This window comes from Exobacillus caeni (genome assembly GCF_005747095.1).
Lineage (GTDB): Bacteria > Bacillota > Bacilli > Bacillales > Guptibacillaceae > Exobacillus > Exobacillus caeni.
The window spans coordinates 90,288-109,748 of sequence record NZ_SWLG01000009.1 but is presented as its reverse complement, the minus strand read 5'-3'; the positions used below and the strand labels follow the sequence as shown (position 1 = coordinate 109,748).

The window sequence follows — 19,461 nt, the reverse complement described above, 5'->3', positions numbered from 1 at the left end:
ATAAGAAAAGGGATTGCTGACCGGTAGCAATCCCTTTTTCTAAGCTTTAGGCTTCAAGATGTTTGTTCAATCTTTCGATGTAACCATAAGCCTCTTCAATCTCTTCTTCTGTATAATTTTGCTTTCGCTTAATGGTAAAAACTTTTTCCTTTACTTCTTCTTTAGGCAAGGAATCAAAATAAAGAACCGTGGAAACTAACTCCAGAAAGCGCGAACTTTGTCCATTCATCTCACAGATACATTTGTTCAGATAAGGCATCTCCAAATCATAATGGCCAAGGAAACCTTCCCCTTCTTCTGTGATTGTATAACGGTACTGATAATAGCCTCCCTTGCTTTCTTTCACTTCATTCACAAGCCCTAAATTGCAAAGCTCTTCTACTCGAAGCGTTAATTCCTCTGAATAAGGTCCGTAAAAATGAAATTGGTAGCGTTCATTAAAAGGAAACTGTAGCTTTTTGCAAATATAAACGATTTTCTGCAGCTTCTTACGTCCAATTATTTCGCCTGCTTCTTTTAACAAACTAATAACTTTGGCGTGATCTTCAAGCAACCTGTACCCCTCCCATTTATTCTATTGACAGGTTGGTCAAAAAGTTTTCGTGATTGTTCAGCGGTCCACGACCTGCCTTTATGTATCAAGTAAAAAATAAAGCCATTTAAATGTCGTATTACCCTCTCTATCACTTTTTGAACCATTTATTTTAAGTGTAATATTTCTTTGATTTTTTCTTTCGCTTTGCGATGGCTGGACAAGTCGTTGATCATATCTGCCGGAAAATAAAGTTTATGATCAGTCCGCTTTTTGCCGGAAATCGCCTCAACAACATCGGATTCTCGGGATAACTCTCTTAGTTCTCCGTTCGGCATAAGCAAATGGATCGGCAAGCGCTCTTCCTCTTCCCCCGGCCTGTAAAAGTCGTACGGCAGGTCGGAGGACGAATCAACCTCCAAATAATAGTTCGGGTCAATTCCAGCTTCCTCAAAAAGATCGGAAAGCCTGCGCCAGTCCTTCAACTGTACCATCGGATTAAACTCGATGTATTTAAACAGCTGGCGATTCATAAACCTTCTGCACAAATCTCTTAAAATCGTATCTTCTTCATCCTGCCAGAGCTGGAAATAATACATCGCCACTGATTCATCAAGGCGCAAATAATCTGCCAGGCTGACGTTTTCCATAAAAAGAGAATAAAAATGGACAGGCTTAAGCTTAAACTTATACCCCTTTTTATATAAGTGCTTTGCACGATGGAGAACCTTACTTAGAATAACCTCGGCACTCCGTGTCACCGGGTGGAAATATACCTGCCAGTACATTTGATAGCGGCTCATGATATAATCTTCCACCGCATGCATGCCGCTTGCCTTTATAACGACCTGGTCCTCTGTCGGGCGCATCACTCGCAGGATTCGTTCGATATCAAACTGGCCATAGCTTACTCCAGTAAAATAGGCATCCCTTAACAGGTAATCCATGCGATCAGCATCAATCTGGCTTGAAATTAAACTAACGACTAATTTGTTATCATGGGTCTTAGCAATAACATCCGCCACTTGTCTCGGAAAATCTTGATCAACTTGACGAAGAACCTGATTGACTTCTGTTTCTCCAAGAATAATTTCCCTGGTGAAATCTTCATGATCAAGATCAAACACTTTTTCAAACGAATGTGAAAAAGGTCCGTGACCAACATCATGCAGAAGCGCTGCACAGAGGCTAAGCATCCGATTTTTGTCGTCCCACTCTTTGCGCCCCTCGAAAAGGTCCACGATCCGGCGTACAATTTCATACACCCCAAGAGAGTGGCTGAAACGGCTATGTTCAGCTCCGTGAAATGTTAAATATGTTGTTCCAAGCTGGCGTATGCGGCGCAGCCTTTGGAATTCTTTTGTGCCGATCAGATCCCAGATCAGCTTGTACTTTACATGGACATATCGGTGTACGGGATCTTTAAATACTTTTTCTTCATTCAAGAGTTCAAGCATTTTAGAGGGCGGACTCCTTCCATGAATTTCATCCTCTTATTATATATTCTTCGAGCTAATATGAAAACCTTCTAAATGGAAATGTTTGTCGGAAAAAATTCCAAAATCAGCTCGAACCGTGTCTAGACTTAGCGTAAAATGTATCTATTTAATTTTTTGAACAAGTTCCGCCACTAATTTTTCCATATAAAAAAGCGGCTAAACAATACTGTTTGGCACGCTTGTAGCATTTTTATATTTTGAAAAACTTACCCTGGGACTATTCCTAAAAAACCCGACATGATTAAACAGTATAAAGACCTGGTTCTGTATAAATTGAATAACCATTCTTACCCTGCTTTTTTGCCCTGTACATTGCCGAGTCAGAGTTTAACAAGAGTTCTTCAATACTCTTCCCATCAGCAGGTGAGCCAGCTATTCCTATGCTTGGAGTAACAGTACACGTTTCATTATTTATTATTATCGCCTCTGAAAAAGCATTCTTAATTTGCGAAGCAACCTGCACTGCCCGGTTTTCGTCTCCATCTTTCAAAAAAACAACATATTCGTCCCCACCAAGTCTTCCGACTACGTCCTCCTCCTGAACACAACTTTTTATTAACCTGGCAACGTTTTTTAATAATTCATCTCCAGTTTCATGGCCATATTTGTCATTCACCTGTTTAAATCCGTCAAGATCTAAATATAAACAGCTGGAGACGGGACTGCTTATGATAGCCTGTCTGCTGAGCATCAAAAACCCTCTTCGATTATAAACACCTGTCAATTCATCAATTGAAGATAATTTTTCTAGCTCTTTATTAAGCCGTTCAAGATGACTTTCTTTTTCTTTTACTTTACTCGATAAAACGCCAACAGTTAGACCGATCAGCACTTGTAAAAAGATACTTGTGAGAAAAATGGAAATATAAAGAGGATTTTGTTCTATAAAAATTTCCACTACTTCAAACAAACTATGAAATACCGCAACAAAGATAAGGGTCACTATACTGAGATGAAGTCCTCCATAATAGCTAAGCAACAAGGTGGGAATAAGCGTTAAAAACCAGGTCATCTCCACTAATGCTTCGTCTAACTTAAATACATCATCAACTATTAAAGGTATTCCAAGTACGGCAAAACTAATAAACCAAACAAGCGATGGGATTGAGTGTAACACAGTCATTTCTTAAAATCCTCATTCCTTTAATTTCTTTATAAAAGTAATAGTAGAACCTTATCATATGTTAGCAAAAATCCGCTTTGTTCGTAACCAGATTTTTCTATAATTTCTATATTTTTTCTTCAAACAAAAATGGCGTGCCGATTTTAATCAGCACGCCAGGCTTACTTTAAAAATTATTTATAACTATTCCTGTGCAGCTGCACGGTCTGCTTCCGAACGGTTTACAAACAATGCACAAGCTGCATCCCCGGTAATATTGACTGCAGTTCGAGTCATATCAAGCAGACGGTCTACTGCTAAGATCAATCCGATCGGTTCAAGCGGCAGTCCTACCTGTTTCAATACCATCGCAAGCATAATGAGCCCTACACCAGGTACCCCAGCAGTACCGACACTGGCTACGGTCGCTGTCACCACTACCGTAATAATTTGTGTAAAAGATAGATCAGTACCGGTAATCTGTGCGATGAAGACAGTTGCGACACCCTGCATAATCGCTGTACCGTCCATGTTGATCGTGGCACCAAGCGGTTGTACGAAACTGCTGACCTGCTTTGAAATTCCTAATCTTTCCTGAGCCGTTTTCATAGAAACAGGAAGTGTACCACTACTTGATGATGTACTAAAAGCTACGGCCATCGCCGGTGAAAACTTTTTAAAGAAAGTTAAAGGATTCACCTTCCCAAGGAATGCCACTGCCGTGCTGTATGTGACAAGTGCGTGGATTAAAAGCGCGGCAAGGACAACGACAAAGTACATCGCAAGAGAAGCAAGAGCTTCTTTTCCCTGTCCCCCGACCGCAGATGCGATTAATGCGAACGCACCGAACGGAGCAGTCAGCATAACGATACGAACAAGATACATCATAACGTCATTCGCCTGTTCAAAAAGGTTCGCAAGCCCTTTTGTCCTGTCTCCGAGCATGGCTAGCGCCAGTCCTATAAAAATCGCAAAGGCGATGATTTGCAGCATGTTTCCTTCCACGAGGGATGCTACTGGATTCGTCGGTATGATATTCAGAAGTGTATCAATCACCGGAGGAGCTTCTTCTGCTTTAAACTCCTGGCCACCCGTGTTGCTGATAGCTCCTTCGACTCCAGGCTTTACAATGAAGGCAAGCGCCATTGCAATGGAAATCGCGACCGTGGTTGTTACCAGGAAGAACGTTATCGTTTTCGCTCCCATGCGACCAAGTTTTTTTGGATCACTGATTCCCATCGTTCCAACCACAATCGAAAAGAATACGATCGGAACAACAAGCATTTTAATTAGGTTTAAGAATATTTTCCCTACTGGATCAAATAAATAAGTATCTATCGGATCAAATAAATCAGGCAAAAAGGCATTCAAGATAATTCCAACAAGGATACCCAATACTAACCCGATGATAATATTTCTGGTTAACTTCATGTTCTTTCTCCTCTCTCTCTATTCTTGATGAAGTTCTCTGATGCAAAACATGAACACACCCTATCTATTATTAGATACTTCTCATATTTATGCAACCGCTATTGGAACTAATATCTTCAGAACATTTCACCATTCAAAAAGAGCCAGGCAACCTACCAAGTTACCTGGCGTTTTATAGCGCAAGAAAATTATTTTGTTATTCCTAATTCATAGAATTATACTTCATCAAAATACTTGTTTCCACAACTTGGGCATGGAGGCAATTGATCTCCTTGATCATCCAGAGTGACTTCGGTACCGCAGTTTTTACACTTATATGTCCCTTTTCCGGGCCTTGTGGTAGCTTCTGCCATTAATCTCACCTCCTAAAACTTAGTAATCTATTCACTATTTTTTCGAGGGCTAAACATAAAATAATCATTTCTTACAAAAGTCTTCATTTCCCGGGGAATTTACTCGGTTATTGTCGAACCCGCCTTATAGCGCCTGGCGATACGGGCGATATATTCATATAGCGGCTATGAACTAACATGTATCCTGATGAACGGTATCATAATTTTCCCGGAAAAAGTGTTATAATAATTTCAGTAAGACCGTAAATAAAAGGAGAACATGTCAAATGATTACCAAGGAACCTATACTGTTTCAGCCAAAGTGGCGAATTATAGATCAAACTACACTCGGGCCTTCTTTTAATGCGCTTCAATCGTTTGCGATGGATGATACCTTATGTACGTCGGTAGGAAGCGGCGATTCAGAGCCCGCTTTCCGCTCGTGGGTCCATCATGATACCGTCGTGCTGGGAATCCAGGACAGCAGACTCCCGCATATTATGGAAGGAATATCTTTTTTAAAACAAAAAGGATACAGGGTGATTGTCAGAAATTCAGGCGGACTTGCTGTCGTACTGGATGAAGGCGTACTAAACCTTTCTCTTATCTTCCCGGAAAAAGACCGGAAAATTGACATTGATACAGGATACAATGCGATGGTCGAGTTTACGAGAGAAATACTGGCTCCTTATGACGTTTCCATCGAGGCAAGAGAGATAGTCGGTTCTTACTGCCCAGGGCGATTCGATTTAAGCATAGGCGGCAAGAAGTTTGCGGGGATTTCCCAGCGAAGGATCCGCGGAGGCGTTGCCGTGCAGATTTATATTTCCGTAAACGGAAGCGGGAGTGAAAGGGCTGCATTGATAAGAGAGTTTTATGAGCGTGCACAACAGGGCGAAACGACGAAGTTTGAATACCCGATCGTTAAGCCTGAGACGATGGCATCACTGTCCGAGTTGCTGGGAGTTGAGCTTACGGTGATGGATTTGATGACAAGCTGTTTGTATACGTTGAAGGGTTATTCGGATGGCTTGAGGTCCTCTCAGCTTTCGGTTGAGGAGATGGAGATTTATCAGGCAAACTATAAGCGAGTGTATGATCGAAATGAAAAAGCACTGGAGCGAATTTAGACTCCAGTGCTTTACTTAAAGCAAGCAATTTTGCTCTCCCGCCGACTCTTATGTGTTATCGGTGTCTTACATGCAAGCATGACGCCACTGATAAAACATAAGAGTCTTTTCGCTGCGCTCTTTCAAAAAAGACTTGGCAGCTTTTTTTAAGGAGAGCTAAGATGTATCGCTTCGCGGTACTATTTTCTAATACTTTTATTCCGTATTTCATTTCTTTTGTTACAGACTCTGGCTTGCGGTGATAAGGGCAAGTTTGTATACGTCTTCAACGTTGCACCCGCGGGAGAGGTCGTTGACGGGCATGTTCAATCCCTGGAGGATCGGCCCTATTGCTTCGAACCCGCCTAAGCGCTGAACCATTTTGTAGCCGATGTTTCCCGATTCCAGTCCCGGGAATACAAACACATTCGCCTGGCCTTCAAGTGGAGAATCGGGTGCTTTTTTCTTTGCCACTTCCGGAACGAAGGCTGCGTCGAATTGAAATTCGCCGTCGATAAGAAGATCTGGATTTTTTCCCTTCGCAATCTTTGTTGCTTCGATTACTTTTTCGGTTTCTTCCGATTTTGCTGATCCTTTTGTAGAAAAGCTTAGCATCGCTACCATTGGTGTGATATCGAACAATCTTGCTGTTTCCGCACTGCTAACAGCAATCTCAGCCAGATCGTTGCTATCAGGAGCTATATTGATCGCACAATCAGCAAAAACGTATTTTTGATCATCTTTTACCATGATGAATGCCCCGGATGTTTTCTTAATGCCTTCCTTTGTTTTGATGATCTGCAATGCCGGCCGAACCGTGTCTGCAGTCGAATGCGCTGCTCCGCTTACAAGTCCCGCTGCTCTTCCTGTATAAACAAGCATCGTTCCGAAGTAATTCGCATCTTTCAAAATCTTCCTTGCATCCTCTTCCGTTGCTTTCCCTTTTCTTCTTTCAACGAAAGCCGCAACAAGCTCGTCCATCTTTTCGTACGTTTCCGGATCATAAATCTGGATTCCCTCGATGGACACGTTGATCGAACCAGCTTTTTCTCGCAGCTGTTTTTCCTGGCCGATCAAGATCGGTTTTAGTATCCCTTCTTTTTGCAAACGACTCGCTGCCTCAAGAATTCGCTCATCCGTTCCTTCCGGGAAAACAATCGAAGGCTGGCTCGCCTTTACTTTTTCAGCTATACCAGTAAATAAATCGCTCATATGTTTCACCTCATTTAAAAGTATTCTTTCCGGTCTCTACGATACTCCTTTTCCCAACAAAACAAAATTATAAAAGGAGCTGTAAGCCTTTCCATTATAAAAGTTCTTTTTTTCGCAAAATTTTAACGTGCTTATGTCTGGCTTTACTATTCTTTAACTGTATGGGAGGCTTTATTCTCAAAAAAACCTTCTCATATAATCAAGCCTTTTTAACCATTTCAAGCCGTTTTTCTTTCGTTGTTTGAAGTGCCTGCTCCGCCTTTTGTTTCTCTCTCTTCAATAATGAAATGGCTTCGGACACCGTATCTGCCTGCGATGTTGCCTGTCTTTTGCTCTCGTGGATTTTCCCCTGGACAAGCCAATCTACGATAAACCCGTCAAACACATAATCAGCAACGTGCAAAAAGTTGAATTTATCCATTCTAACGCTTCCTGTTTCTCCTACCTCGTTTAGTTCAGACTGAAATTGCTTTAACTTGTATTGTGCTTCATGCATAAGAATTTTTGCCTGATCCATTTGATTATGCTTCAGTGCGGTAGTGATCGCGCCTCCTCCAATCATGTCGATCGTCCCCCAGTTCCCCGCTTTATGAAGTGCATCGACAACCTGCTGTAGAGCGTTCAATGCTTCGTCTCCTTCTGCAAGGGCTTCGTTTATTTCTTTCAATGACTTCTCATAATGATTTTCCATCTCGATCACTTCGTATAGTTCTCTGCTTAATGGAGAATTTTTATCTGCGATCAGTTTTTCCTTTTCTTTTAGAAGCTCTGCATACTCTTTTTCTGGGTCTGGATGTTTTTCGAGTTGCATCCGGCAGGTTTCCAATTCCTTTTCCATTTTTTTAACCGAAAATGCTGCTTCATCATATTTAAGTTTTGCTGCTGCAGCCTCCTGCTTCTCCCGGTCAAGCCGGTCTTCTTTCGTACCAAGAAGTGTATACAACAGATTGGTGACTGAAATCTTATGCAGTTTCTCCACATCCAGGTTCTCTTTTTCCAGTTTTTCTTTAAAAATATCCAATCTTTCACGCTCTTCCGTTAGGTTTTGTTTTATTAGCTTTCTTTTTGCCGACCACTTTTTATGCACGCGCTGCTGTTCCTGCAGCTTCCCCAAACGCTCGTTCAATCTGTCCATATCGAATACTCCCCTTTCCTCTCAATCTCTTATACGATACTGTACCCTTAATTGTTTCATAAGTCGCTTTATTTCCATCTTCCGCCTTTCATGCCTAACTGCTTTTAAAGTGGACGAACTATTGGTATAGTAAGTAGTGGAATATCCTAACAGAAGCTTTAAGGAGTGAAAGAAGATGAACGAAGCAGCAATTACACTTGATGGATGGTATTGCCTTCACGATTTCCGTACAATGGACTGGGCTTCCTGGAAGATGGTATCCAGCGATGAACGTGAAGAAGCAACGAAAGAGCTTTTGAACTTCCTTGAAAAATGGGGTAAGGCCCATGATGCCAAACAGGGCAGCCATGCGATTTATTCCATTCTAGGACAGAAAGCCGATTTTATGATCATGCTACTTCGCCCGACAATGGAAGAACTGAACGAAATAGAAAATGCTTTTAATAAAACAAAATTTGCTGAGTATACGATTCCTTCTTATTCTTATGTATCCGTTGTAGAGCTGAGCAATTACATGGCAGGAAAGGACTCAAATCCTGAAGAGAACCCCCATATCCAGGCTCGCTTGAAGCCGGCGCTTCCTGAGTCGAAATATGTTTGTTTCTATCCGATGAACAAGAAGCGCGAAGGAAACGACAACTGGTACATGCTTTCCATGGACGAGCGCCGCGAAATGATGCGCAGCCATGGTTTGATCGGCCGCGGTTATGCCGGAAAGGTAAAGCAGATCATCACCGGTTCTGTTGGATTCGATGATTGGGAGTGGGGCGTAACCCTTTTCTCAGACGATGTGCTACAGTTTAAAAAGTTAGTGTATGAAATGCGATTCGATGAAGTAAGCGCACGCTTCGGCGAGTTCGGCAGCTTCTTTGTCGGAACCCTTTTGACTAAAAATAAAATTCCGCAATTCCTTGCCGTCTAACCAGCAATGCCCTCTGTTATTTTTAACAGAGGGCTTTTTTTTGTCATATCCCTTTTCCACAAACATAAAATGGGTTATTGAAAGAGCCATATAGATTTTTTTCGCTCTCCTGTCATCCTTTATACGTTCTTATCCCGGAAGAGGTGGAGCAAATGGCTGTAATCAAAACAACCGAGAAGGACATCAAGCTACTTGCAAGGCTGATGCGAGCTGAAGCGGAAGGCGACGGTAAAATCGGAATGTTGATGGTTGGAAATGTAGGAGTCAACAGGGTGCGGGTTAGATGTCTTGATTTTAAAGATGTTAACACAATCGAGCGAATGGTGTACCAGAAGCCAGGCGGGTTCGAGGCAACGATAAAAGGCTATTTTTATCAACGAGCCCGTGATGTAGATATCAGGCTTGCCCGGCAAGTAGTGGAAGGAAGACGCCAGGGGGCTGCCGAATTTGCCCTCTGGTTTTTCAGACCAGAAGGTTCATGTCCTGCACAATGGTTTGATCAATATAATTCCGGCCGCTACAAAAGCCACTGCTTCTATAAGCCAACTGCGTCAGACTGTGAAGAGGTGTACAACGTCTTTTAAGAGTGAAGAGGAGGTTCGAAATGGCTAACAACAATAACAAGTATTGGAACACTGGAGCCGGGGCACCACAGATGGGAGCTACCCCATACATGCCTCAACAAGTAGCGGGAGTGCAACAGCAATATCCAACAGGTGTAGCGGGAGCGCAACAGCAATTTCCTCCAGGTGCTTACCCGTCTGGTTTTCCCGGAGCTGCTTCGGGTGGTTATATACCGGGTCCCGGAGGCCAGCTGCCAATTGAGCAATCTTACATTGAAAACATCCTGAGATTGAACCGTGGGAAAGTTGCTAAAGTTTACATGACATTCGAAACGAAAGAAACAAAGGTATTTACAGGCGTGATAGAGGCGGCGGGGAGAGACCATATCGTATTGAGCGACCCGCAAAGCGAAAGGCGTTATTTATTATTGATGGTATATCTCGATTATATCACTTTCGATGAAGAGATCGAATATAGCTATCCAGTCGGGCAGATGACACAATATACTCCTAGATAACTTTCCATGCAATCATAAACATACTAAAAGAGGCTTGGGAGATAAATAAGACGTTCAAGTTTAAAAACGAATGATTCAGAATTAACAAGTATAGAATATTAATTTTCAATAGGTTTATCTTCCTTTATAGTAGGAGTAATGCAAACCGCTTCGGCAGAATACTTCGCTTTCCGCGGGCACGGCCTCAGCCTCCTCGCGGAAAAACCATCGCTGCGGGGTCTTCGGACTCGTGCTGTTCCCGCTGGAGTCTACGTATTCTGCCTACGCTGGAAGTGGTTTCCCACTAAAGGAACTTTATTACTCCTCCTCAAGCGAAGAAAATACACGAAGACTCCTACGGGAGCAATGGCATCGGTGAGACCCCGGAGTGCGTTAGCATGAGGAGGCTCACCAGCCGCCCGTGGAAAGCGAAGTGTATTTTCGTAGCGGGTTGAGGTACCCCAGTATCGTTTTAAAAGATAATATGTAGCCGATATATAATGAACAGGAAAAATTACTTAAACGGCCAAAAGAAAAATCCGAACTGATTTAAATTCTGATTAAAGAATTTTGAATCATAGTTCGGATTTTCCTTTGCTAAAATACTTTTGTCCCAGCCTTTTTTCTTTGTTATGAAAGTTTAAACGCAGCTACCGCAACAAGAATCCATGCCGCCAGAAAAGCTACTCCTCCGAGCGGAGTGATTGCTCCAAGGATTTTAATGCCAGTATTGCTTAAAACATACAGGCTGCCTGAAAAAAGTATGATCCCGATAAACATCAGCCATCCCGCCCAATTGATTAACCCCGAGTTTCCGAGGCGGTCAGCGATTAATGCGATGCCGATCAAACCGAGAGAATGATACATATGGTATTTCACTCCCGTTTCATAAGTAGAGAGCATTTTCTCTGACAACTTCCCTTCAAGCCCGTGAGCTCCAAAAGCCCCGAGTGCAACAGCCACACACGCATTTAAGCTTCCTAATATCAAAAAGATTTTCAGCATAATCTTTAACGCTCCTATCCCCTTTTTCTATTATCCAATCCTATCATAACTAAATCCCTCTACTAACAGCAAACGTTTCCCCGATTTGTTCAATAATCTTTCAACTATTGCAGCTTTTTACTGCAGTTTACGGTATCTTTACAAATTTTTATAAACGGTTTGATTCTCTTAAATTAGGGTTATAAATCGATAACTTTACTCAACGGCTTTAGAATTTTTCATAAGATTATGGTAAGGGTTGTCATCAGTTGTTTTGCTCTTTTCTGCTATCTTTTTTGCTCAGACTTTCTGCTTTGGCGCATGAAGTTGCTGGAATCCCAACGAGCCGGTCTCTTCGATTTATCCAATCTACTTTTTGAAAAAGGACAGATGGTGATTGCTTCCGATTCTAAAATGCTAGCTGTATGGATGGATAGTTCTATTTCATAAAAAGAAAATGGTCCTCGAAGGGTATGAAAAGCGATCATCCGGTAGGACTGAAAGGGGAGAACCTCTATGCTGTTTAATTCGTTTGAATTTATTTTTGCTTTTTTGCCGATCACGATAGCGCTATATTATTTATGCGCGAAGTTTGAAAAGCTTACACTTGCAAAGACGGTCTTGATCGTTGCATCACTGGCTTTTTATGCGTATTGGGATTATCGATACCTTGCCCTTTTATTTTTCAGTATCCTTTTCAACTACTTATTTGGAAAAATCCTTTCGTATAAGCCGAACAAGATCACATTATCCATTGGTGTGGCTGTTAACCTTGGATTGCTCGGCTATTATAAATATGCCGATTTCTTTTTAGAGAATTTAAACCAGGTTACTGGTACATCTTATTCGCTGTTAAACATCGTACTTCCGCTTGCGATCTCTTTCTTCACATTCCAGCAGATCGGTTTTCTAGTAGACTCCTATAGAGGGCTGACGAAAGAATATGACTTTCTTAACTACATGCTTTTTGTTGTCTTCTTCCCACAGTTAATCGCAGGGCCAATCGTACATCATAAAGAAGTCATTCCACAGTTTCAGGATAAAAATAACTTCAAGGTCCATCATAAACATCTGGTGCTTGGTCTGCTTATCTTTTCCATGGGATTATTTAAAAAGGTTGTTGTTGCGGATTCGCTGGCACTATGGGCCACCCCTGCATTCGACCAGGCAGAATCGCTAACCTTTTTCGAAGCATGGGGAGCCGCACTCGCCTATACATTTCAGCTGTACTTTGACTTTTCGGGATATTCCGAAATGGCGATCGGCCTGGGATTCCTGTTTAACATCAACCTGCCGATCAACTTTATGTCGCCGTACAAAGCAAACAATATTATCGATTTCTGGCGTACCTGGCACATTACGCTATCTACCTTTTTAAAGGATTATCTTTATATTCCGCTCGGCGGTAACCGTAAGGGGAAAGCCCGAAAATATGTGAACCTGTTCACCACAATGGTTCTCGGGGGACTATGGCATGGTGCTGGTTGGACTTTTATTATCTGGGGCGCACTGCATGGCCTCTATAACATGATCAACCATTTCTACCGGGATACGAAAAAGAAACTTCTTGCAAGGGCTGGTAACAAACGAAGCAATCTTGAGATGGCAGCAACCCGGGAAGACAAGGCCCCAGGATTACTTGAAAAACTATCCTTTTTGCCGGCACGATTGCTGACTTTTTTCGCAGTATTGTTCGCCTGGGTGTTTTTCCGGGCTGAGACATTCGATGATGCTGCCAGGGTGTTAAAAGGAATGGCCGGGATGAATGGGTTTGCTGTTGGAAAACAGACGTACTTGCCGTCAGGAAACATGGAGCTTTTGGTTCTGTTCGGTGTTTTTCTCTGGGTCAGCTTTGCACCGAACACGATTGAAATCGCTAAAAAGCTAAAGCCTAACGCCAAATGGGCAATTTTCATTTCGATCGTGTTGATTACGGCGTTAATGTTTATTAACCGAGAAAATGAATTCTTATATTTCCAATTCTAATGATGAGCATATAGGAGGAGAAAAACATGAGCTGGAAAAAAATGATGTTCATCGTACTGTCGACAAGTTTACTATTACTCGGCTTTGTAATGGCATTGAATTACTTTGTTAATCCTCTTGGAAAGTATGCATCCAGAGAGCTGCCCTCCCTCGTATGGACTGGACGCGCCGACAAGGCAAACCTTTTGCAAAAGTATAACAACAACCCTGACGTATTAGTTTTAGGTTCAAGCCGGACGATGAAAATAAACCCTAATTATATTGAAGAAAAAACAGATTTAAACGCCTTTAATGCCGGCGTAAACTCTGCCCGTGCAGAAGATTATTATGTGATGCTGAAGTATGCACTTGAAGATCTGGATGTAAAGCCAGAGTATGTCATTCTTGGGATCGATTTAGAAGGATTCCATAATAATGCACCGCTTGATGACAGGCTGATTTATAATCAAAGGTTTGCCAGGTACTTACATCCAGAAGACCGTGAGAATAAACTTTCTATGCTGAAATCTTTAATATCCTATGATCAGACAGTCGCCACGGGCCGGAGCTTATCGTTTGCGATGACAGAATATCCGACTAAAAAAGCGGCCTATGACAACGATGGATATCTTCACTATCCAAAAAAAGAAAAGCAAATTAAAGAAGGAAAATTCAAAGCAGACATCGATTCGTATATAAAAAAATACAAAGGCAGATTTAATAACTTTACGGCGATCGATGAAGGCCGTAAAGATTATCTAAACGACTTTTTAACACTTGCTGAGGAAAACGACATCCAGGTCATCGGCTTTATTACAACCCTGCATGATGATGTATTGGCAGAGCTACGAAAAACAAGGGATTATGACGAGCGGAAAGCCGAATTAACAGACTTTTTAAATAAAATGAAACAGGAACACACAAACTTCACCTATAACGATTTTGATGAAGTTAAAAAGTATGCAGGTTATGAGGAGGCCTTTTATGACGGCGCGCATATTAGAGAAGAAAATGCGGATAAAATAACTACCCGACTCCTCCAGGAAGCTAAACTAACAAAGACCGTTCATGCTGACGAAAAAGAGAAACAATCTTAATATAGACTGGGGATAGCGGCAAAAATTGAATAAGAAAAAACGCGTGGATTCAGAGATCCATGCGTTTTTATTATTGGCGTTATAATTATTTCTACTTTCTTGGACTTCCTATTAATAAGGGCCTCCAATCGTCAATTACTTCTTATCTTTGATATTGTTCTTTAAACTTCTCTTGCTTCAACACTTTTTCGTCCCCATGTTCTGCGATCGGTTCTTCTTCCTTATTGCTCATTCGAAGCGGAATTTCACGAAGGAAGAACGTCAGTATTACTGCTGCAGTAAGCAAGAACATTCCTGTCAAGAACACGTCGTTCAGCGCATGGCTTAGTGAAGTCCTAAGGACCATGACGATTTGATCGAACATGCCTGTCATTTGTTCAGGAAGCGTTTGTCTGATCGCTTCTAGTTTGTCAGCATCCATCAATGCCTGCGGATCCTGGAGCGCTTTAAACTTTTCAGCTACCTGCGGGTTTTGGGCAATCGCCTCTGTACCGCCCTTCGGTGCCATTTGTGCCATTTCATCTTTCATGGACGACGCCATAACCGTACCCATGATCGATACGCCAACCGTTCCACCCAACTGGCGGAACAATTGAGCAGATGATGTTGCAACTCCAAGGAACTTGTAATTGACAGCATTCTGAATTGTTAACGTAAAGACAGGGAAACTCATTCCAAGACCCAATCCGACAGTAATCATATTAAGAATAGCCACTAATGTCGATGTATCCATATCCATTCTTGAAAGAGAGAACATTCCAGAGGCCATTACGAGCAATCCGATGATGGCAATAATTTTATACTTTCCTGTTTTCGTGATCAGCTGTCCGCCAAGCGCACTTGCCGTAACCATCGCAAGCGTCATCGGCATCATAATAAATCCTGATTTTGTAGCAGACGTTCCCATTACACCCTGTATGAAGAACGGAGTATACATGATCGCTCCAAACATTCCCATACCAAGGATAAAACCGATAATGTTAGACAATGAGAAAATATCATTTTTAAATAACTCAAGCGGCAAAACCGGACTCTTCGCTTTTCTTTCAATCGAAATAAAAATAAGCAACGCAACAACTGATGCAGAGAACAGTCCGATAATTTGCGGCGATGTCCAATCATATTCTTTGCCTGCCCATGAGAATGCAAGTAGCATCGGCAGGATTGTTAGTGTAAGGAAAACGGAGCCAAAGTAATCGACGCTTTCTCCCTCTTTTTTCGTCACACTCGGGAACAAGCGCATAATAAGGATAAACGCTACTATTCCTACTGGAAGGAAGATCCAGAATACCCAGTGCCAATCAGCATTATCAACAATGTATCCGCCAAGTGTCGGACCGAATACACTCGCCAACCCGAATACTCCACCCATTATTCCCTGCCAGCGCCCCCTTTCACGAGGAGAGAACAGGTCACCGACTGCAGTAAACGACGTAGACATTACCATACCGCCGCCAAAACCTTGAATGCCGCGGTAAATTATAAGTTGGATGATGGAATCAGAAGTTCCACACATGAATGTACCAGCCATAAAAATACCGATACCTAAAAGAATGAACGGTTTACGTCCATAAATATCCGAGAGCTTACCTACAAGCACCGCTGTTACACTGGACGTTAACATGAAGATTGTGAATACCCAGCTAAAGTATTCCATCCCGCCAAGATCCGCAATAATCTTCGGCAAGGCAGTTCCTACGATCGTCTGGTTCAACGCTACGAACAACAGCGCTGACATGATTGCGACCATAATTGTTATTTTAGATTTCTTATCTAGATGTTCCATTTCTCGCACTCCCTCTTTTAACCTGATCTTTTATATCTCTAAATAAGTTTTTTCATTAATGTAGCCATCGTTTCCATCTCTTCGCTCGTTAAGCTCTCAAACTTACGCTGCAGATGCTCTCGTTTTTCTTTTTCAAGTTTTTCTACAAGATGTTTTCCCTGCTCTGTAATATGTAGCCTCACGACGCGGCGGTCGGTTTTAGAACGATGCCTTTCCACTAGCTCGCGATTTACGAGCCGATCGATGACTGCAGTAACATGACTCAATGTAACGTGAAACTCACTCGCCAATTCTGAAACTTTTTTCGGTCCTTCTTCGCAGATATATTTTAAAAAGATAAATTCGTTATTTGTAATCTGCTCACCAAAAAGCTCGGCTATCTCTTTCTTAAAAGTTCGAAAGACAATTCTGAAGCTTTTTTCAAGCTCAGCCGTTAATTTCTGCCTCCGCTCATCCAATTTATTCACCTCAATAATATTTCACCTTATTAACTATTTACTTTGTTCATTATACTCCGATTTGATTTCGTGTCAAGAAATAATTTTATGTATAAATTTTTAAAATAATTTCCGAAGAGGAGAGGTTGATTTCCGCTTCAGGATGCTCGCTTTCCGCGGGAGTCTCGCATCTTCCGCTACAATCAACTCTTCACAGAAGTTTTTAAAAAAAATCAAAAGAAGAACAATCTTTTATTACTTTTATAAATGTATTTTTTAAGTAGGTATTTTGTAAGGGGACTGTAAAGGAAGATAGGCTTAAAGTAATGTATTTTTTCCTGACAGTTGGATTTATAATGATTCTGGTATATTCGTTTTCCAAATAAAAGTTTGGCGAAAGGTGGACACACATGAAATACTCTTTTCGAAACGTTCTTGCTTCTTCCCTTGCTGTTACGTTACTTGCATCCCCATTTGCGGGAAATTCGGTAAAAGCTGCTGATAATGCAACAATGAATGTCCGTATCATGGAGACTACTGATATTCACGTCAATGTTGTGAACTATGATTACTATAAAGATAGCCCGACAGATGAATTTGGCCTTGCCAAAACAGCTACATTAATTAACGCTGCCCGCCAGGAATCAGAAAACAGCCTATTGTTTGATAACGGAGATTTGCTTCAGGGTAATCCCCTCGGCGACTATATGGCAAAAATAAACCCGCTCCAGGATGGTCAAACACATCCTGTATACAAAGCGATGAATCTACTAAACTATGATGCCGGAAACATCGGTAACCATGAGTTTAACTATGGATTAGACTTTTTAGAGGAAAGCATTGATGATGCTAATTTTAACTATGTGAATGCAAACATCTATAAAGATGACGGAGATAACGATCCTGCTAATGATGAGAATTACTTTAATCCATATTTAATGTTAGATAAAACATTTACTGACACGGACGGCCAGGAGCACCAGCTTAAAGTTGGTGTTATCGGTTTCGTCCCACCACAGGTGATGCAGTGGGACAAGTCCAATCTTGAAGGAAAAGTTATCGCCAAAGATATCGTCGAGACAGCTAACAAGTTTGTTCCTAAAATGAAAGAAGAGGGTGCAGATATTATCGTAGCTATCCCTCACTCTGGCTTTGAAGAGGCAGCTCCTAAAGGCTATGACGAAAATGCGGTCTACTATTTAAGTGAAGTAGAAGGCATCGATGCTATTCTATTCGGGCATGCCCATAAAGTTTTCCCTGGTGACGCTAGCTTTGAAGGTGTGGAAGGCGTAGACACTGCAAAAGGAACGATCAATGGAGTAGCATCTGTTGAACCTGGCTACTGGGGCGACCACCTTGGCGTGATCGATCTTGAGCTTGAGCAGGTTAACGGAGAATGGAAAGTTGCCGATTCCCAGTCACAGGCCCGCCCAATCTATGATAAAGCTAATAAAACTCCTTTAGTCGAAGCCGATCCAGAAATTGTTGAGGCAGTTTCTGATGAGCATTATGCAACACTGGAGTATGTTCGCGGTCCTGTTGGAGAAACAACAGCTCCTATCACTAGCTATTTTGCACTTGTAAAAGATGATCCATCTATTCAAGTTGTTACAAATGCCCAGAAGTGGTATGTAGAAAATAATATTCAGGGAACTGAATATGAAAATTTACCGGTTCTTTCTGCAGGTGCTCCGTTCAAAGCAGGCGGACGCGGCGGTTCAAGCTATTATACTGACATTGCTGCTGGTACGATCGCGATTAAAAACGTTGCTGACCTTTATGTTTATCCAAACACTTTAAAAGCCGTTCGCCTTAACGGCGCTGAACTGAAAGAATGGTTAGAAATGTCTGCAGGCCAGTTTAATCAGATCGATGCGGACAGCACCGAAGAACAGGCATTGATCAACCCTGACTTCCCTTCTTATAACTATGACGTGATCGATGGCGTGACGTATAAAATCGATGTTACCGGTCCAGCCAAATACGATTCCAAAGGTAACCTTATCGATCCAAAAGCAAAACGTATCAAAAACTTAAAGTATAATGGAAAGCGCGTTACAGAAGATATGGAATTTATCGTTGCAACGAATAACTATCGTGCAAGCGGTGGCGGTAACTTCCCTGGATTAGATGGAAGCAACATCATCTTAGATTCTCCTGATGAAAACCGTCAGATCGTGATCGATTATTTAAGAGAAAAAGGAACGATAAACCCTTCTGCAGACGGTAACTGGATGTTTGAAAAAGTGAACGACACAGTAAAAGCAACATTCGAGTCTTCTCTAGCAGCTAAAACATATTCAGAAAATATGGCTGGATTAAATTTTGTAAATGAAACTGCGAACGGGTTTGCAAAGTATACGATTAATCTTAATGACGATGAGCGCTTACATCCTTATAAAAAGAATAAAACAAATAAAGGCTTAAGCATGATTAAATCTGTAAAAGAAACTAACTAATCCAGAAGTTAAGAAGCTTATCTAACACTGTTTTCAAATAGAATGATGCAAACCGCTTCGGCAGAATACTTCGCTTTCCGCGGGCACGGCCTCAGCCTCCTCGCGGAAAAACAAAACCTCCGCTGCGGGGTCTTCGGACTCGTGCTGTTCCCGCAGGAGTCTACGTATTCTGCCTCCGCTGGAAGTGGTTTCCTACCGTAAGAACTATGTTACTCCTATTCTAGCGAAGTATATTTCGTAGCGGGTTATTCATCTTAGTATCGCTTTAAAAGACAATACTTAGCCGAGATATAATGAGCAACAAAACTTACTAAAACAGTCCAAAAGGAAAATCCGAACTGATTCGAATTCTGATTAAAGAATGTTGAATCAAAGTTCGGATTTTTCTTTGCCTAAAAT

17 protein-coding genes are annotated in these 19,461 nt (G+C 41.7%); 7 read left to right on the top strand and 10 right to left on the bottom strand.

Going from position 1 to position 19,461, the window contains the following annotated elements:
- Positions 1 to 46: 46 nt before the first annotated feature.
- The 5 genes from FCL54_RS14260 to FCL54_RS14240 form a co-directional block, all read right to left on the bottom strand.
- Positions 47 to 553, bottom strand: a complete 507-nt coding sequence (locus FCL54_RS14260) for a YwgA family protein (RefSeq protein WP_138127405.1) — start codon at positions 551 to 553, stop codon at positions 47 to 49.
- Between the two features lie 146 nt (positions 554 to 699).
- A complete protein-coding gene (locus tag FCL54_RS14255) occupies positions 700 to 1,989 on the bottom strand; it encodes an HD domain-containing protein (protein ID WP_138127404.1) in 1,290 nt (429 codons plus the stop codon).
- Between the two features lie 283 nt (positions 1,990 to 2,272).
- On the bottom strand, positions 2,273 to 3,154 hold the full coding sequence (locus FCL54_RS14250) for a GGDEF domain-containing protein (protein WP_138127403.1): 882 nt from the start codon (positions 3,152 to 3,154) through the stop codon (positions 2,273 to 2,275).
- A 183-nt stretch (positions 3,155 to 3,337) separates the two neighbouring features.
- Positions 3,338 to 4,564: a dicarboxylate/amino acid:cation symporter gene (locus FCL54_RS14245; RefSeq protein WP_138127402.1), complete on the bottom strand. Its 1,227-nt coding sequence runs from the start codon at positions 4,562 to 4,564 to the stop codon at positions 3,338 to 3,340.
- 215 nt (positions 4,565 to 4,779) lie between these two features.
- Positions 4,780 to 4,917, bottom strand: coding sequence for a zinc ribbon-containing protein (locus FCL54_RS14240; RefSeq protein ID WP_138127401.1), 138 nt, complete (start codon positions 4,915 to 4,917; stop codon positions 4,780 to 4,782).
- A gap of 266 nt (positions 4,918 to 5,183) precedes the next feature.
- Between FCL54_RS14240 and lipL the strand changes: the two genes are divergently transcribed.
- On the top strand, positions 5,184 to 6,026 hold the full coding sequence (gene lipL / locus FCL54_RS14235) for an octanoyl-[GcvH]:protein N-octanoyltransferase (RefSeq protein ID WP_138127400.1): 843 nt from the start codon (positions 5,184 to 5,186) through the stop codon (positions 6,024 to 6,026).
- Positions 6,027 to 6,245: 219 nt separating this feature from the next.
- Here the strand turns inward: lipL and pta are convergent, their stop codons facing one another.
- Both pta and FCL54_RS14225 read right to left on the bottom strand, forming a co-directional pair.
- Positions 6,246 to 7,217 (bottom strand): phosphate acetyltransferase, encoded by a 972-nt coding sequence (gene pta / locus FCL54_RS14230; RefSeq protein ID WP_138127398.1) that lies wholly within the window; start codon positions 7,215 to 7,217, stop codon positions 6,246 to 6,248.
- A 199-nt stretch (positions 7,218 to 7,416) separates the two neighbouring features.
- Complete coding sequence (locus tag FCL54_RS14225) at positions 7,417 to 8,352, bottom strand: hypothetical protein (protein WP_138127396.1); 936 nt, start codon at positions 8,350 to 8,352, stop codon at positions 7,417 to 7,419.
- 175 nt (positions 8,353 to 8,527) lie between these two features.
- On the opposite strand from FCL54_RS14225, the gene hemQ reads away from it, so the two are divergent.
- The 3 genes from hemQ to gerQ all read left to right on the top strand — a co-directional run bounded on the left by hemQ (position 8,528) and on the right by gerQ (position 10,355).
- Positions 8,528 to 9,274: a hydrogen peroxide-dependent heme synthase gene (hemQ, locus tag FCL54_RS14220; protein ID WP_138127394.1), complete on the top strand. Its 747-nt coding sequence runs from the start codon at positions 8,528 to 8,530 to the stop codon at positions 9,272 to 9,274.
- 152 nt (positions 9,275 to 9,426) lie between these two features.
- The gene (locus FCL54_RS14215) at positions 9,427 to 9,858 is read left to right on the top strand and encodes a cell wall hydrolase (protein ID WP_138127392.1); all 432 of its coding nucleotides are present in this window, start codon (positions 9,427 to 9,429) and stop codon (positions 9,856 to 9,858) included.
- 20 nt (positions 9,859 to 9,878) lie between these two features.
- Positions 9,879 to 10,355 carry a spore coat protein GerQ gene (gene gerQ / locus FCL54_RS14210; protein WP_138127390.1) on the top strand — a complete coding sequence of 159 codons (477 nt, stop codon included), beginning with the start codon at positions 9,879 to 9,881 and terminating at the stop codon, positions 10,353 to 10,355.
- A gap of 609 nt (positions 10,356 to 10,964) precedes the next feature.
- On the opposite strand, the gene FCL54_RS14205 is transcribed toward gerQ, so the two are convergent.
- Complete coding sequence (locus FCL54_RS14205) at positions 10,965 to 11,336, bottom strand: DUF423 domain-containing protein (protein ID WP_138127466.1); 372 nt, start codon at positions 11,334 to 11,336, stop codon at positions 10,965 to 10,967.
- A 498-nt stretch (positions 11,337 to 11,834) separates the two neighbouring features.
- Between FCL54_RS14205 and FCL54_RS14200 the strand changes: the two genes are divergently transcribed.
- Together FCL54_RS14200 and FCL54_RS14195 are read left to right on the top strand one after the other, a co-directional pair.
- Positions 11,835 to 13,304, top strand: coding sequence for an MBOAT family O-acyltransferase (locus FCL54_RS14200; RefSeq protein WP_138127388.1), 1,470 nt, complete (start codon positions 11,835 to 11,837; stop codon positions 13,302 to 13,304).
- A 26-nt stretch (positions 13,305 to 13,330) separates the two neighbouring features.
- Positions 13,331 to 14,380, top strand: coding sequence for a hypothetical protein (locus FCL54_RS14195; RefSeq protein ID WP_138127386.1), 1,050 nt, complete (start codon positions 13,331 to 13,333; stop codon positions 14,378 to 14,380).
- A gap of 142 nt (positions 14,381 to 14,522) precedes the next feature.
- Here the strand turns inward: FCL54_RS14195 and FCL54_RS14190 are convergent, their stop codons facing one another.
- Together FCL54_RS14190 and FCL54_RS14185 are read right to left on the bottom strand one after the other, a co-directional pair.
- Positions 14,523 to 16,166, bottom strand: a complete 1,644-nt coding sequence (locus FCL54_RS14190; RefSeq protein ID WP_138127384.1) for an MDR family MFS transporter — start codon at positions 16,164 to 16,166, stop codon at positions 14,523 to 14,525.
- Positions 16,167 to 16,204: 38 nt separating this feature from the next.
- Positions 16,205 to 16,633, bottom strand: coding sequence for a MarR family winged helix-turn-helix transcriptional regulator (locus tag FCL54_RS14185; RefSeq protein WP_171016851.1), 429 nt, complete (start codon positions 16,631 to 16,633; stop codon positions 16,205 to 16,207).
- Positions 16,634 to 17,013: 380 nt separating this feature from the next.
- Here FCL54_RS14185 and FCL54_RS14180 point away from each other — a divergent pair, with 380 nt between their 5' ends.
- The gene (locus FCL54_RS14180) at positions 17,014 to 19,062 is read left to right on the top strand and encodes a bifunctional 2',3'-cyclic-nucleotide 2'-phosphodiesterase/3'-nucleotidase (RefSeq protein ID WP_138127380.1); all 2,049 of its coding nucleotides are present in this window, start codon (positions 17,014 to 17,016) and stop codon (positions 19,060 to 19,062) included.
- Positions 19,063 to 19,461: the final 399 nt, after the last annotated feature.

What these genes read in the sequence shown, in the direction of transcription:
- FCL54_RS14255 (WP_138127404.1), bottom strand. Translation starts at nt 1,989, where the DNA reads ATGCTTGAACTCTTGAATGAAGAAAAAGTATTTAAAGATCCCGTACAC.
- FCL54_RS14250 (WP_138127403.1), bottom strand. Translation starts at nt 3,154, where the DNA reads ATGACTGTGTTACACTCAATCCCATCGCTTGTTTGGTTTATTAGTTTT.
- FCL54_RS14245 (WP_138127402.1), bottom strand. Translation starts at nt 4,564, where the DNA reads ATGAAGTTAACCAGAAATATTATCATCGGGTTAGTATTGGGTATCCTT.
- FCL54_RS14240 (WP_138127401.1), bottom strand. Translation starts at nt 4,917, where the DNA reads ATGGCAGAAGCTACCACAAGGCCCGGAAAAGGGACATATAAGTGTAAA.
- lipL (WP_138127400.1), top strand. Translation starts at nt 5,184, where the DNA reads ATGATTACCAAGGAACCTATACTGTTTCAGCCAAAGTGGCGAATTATA.
- pta (WP_138127398.1), bottom strand. Translation starts at nt 7,217, where the DNA reads ATGAGCGATTTATTTACTGGTATAGCTGAAAAAGTAAAGGCGAGCCAG.
- FCL54_RS14225 (WP_138127396.1), bottom strand. Translation starts at nt 8,352, where the DNA reads ATGGACAGATTGAACGAGCGTTTGGGGAAGCTGCAGGAACAGCAGCGC.
- hemQ (WP_138127394.1), top strand. Translation starts at nt 8,528, where the DNA reads ATGAACGAAGCAGCAATTACACTTGATGGATGGTATTGCCTTCACGAT.
- FCL54_RS14215 (WP_138127392.1), top strand. Translation starts at nt 9,427, where the DNA reads ATGGCTGTAATCAAAACAACCGAGAAGGACATCAAGCTACTTGCAAGG.
- gerQ (WP_138127390.1), top strand. Translation starts at nt 9,879, where the DNA reads ATGGCTAACAACAATAACAAGTATTGGAACACTGGAGCCGGGGCACCA.
- FCL54_RS14200 (WP_138127388.1), top strand. Translation starts at nt 11,835, where the DNA reads ATGCTGTTTAATTCGTTTGAATTTATTTTTGCTTTTTTGCCGATCACG.
- FCL54_RS14195 (WP_138127386.1), top strand. Translation starts at nt 13,331, where the DNA reads ATGAGCTGGAAAAAAATGATGTTCATCGTACTGTCGACAAGTTTACTA.
- FCL54_RS14190 (WP_138127384.1), bottom strand. Translation starts at nt 16,166, where the DNA reads ATGGAACATCTAGATAAGAAATCTAAAATAACAATTATGGTCGCAATC.
- FCL54_RS14180 (WP_138127380.1), top strand. Translation starts at nt 17,014, where the DNA reads ATGAAATACTCTTTTCGAAACGTTCTTGCTTCTTCCCTTGCTGTTACG.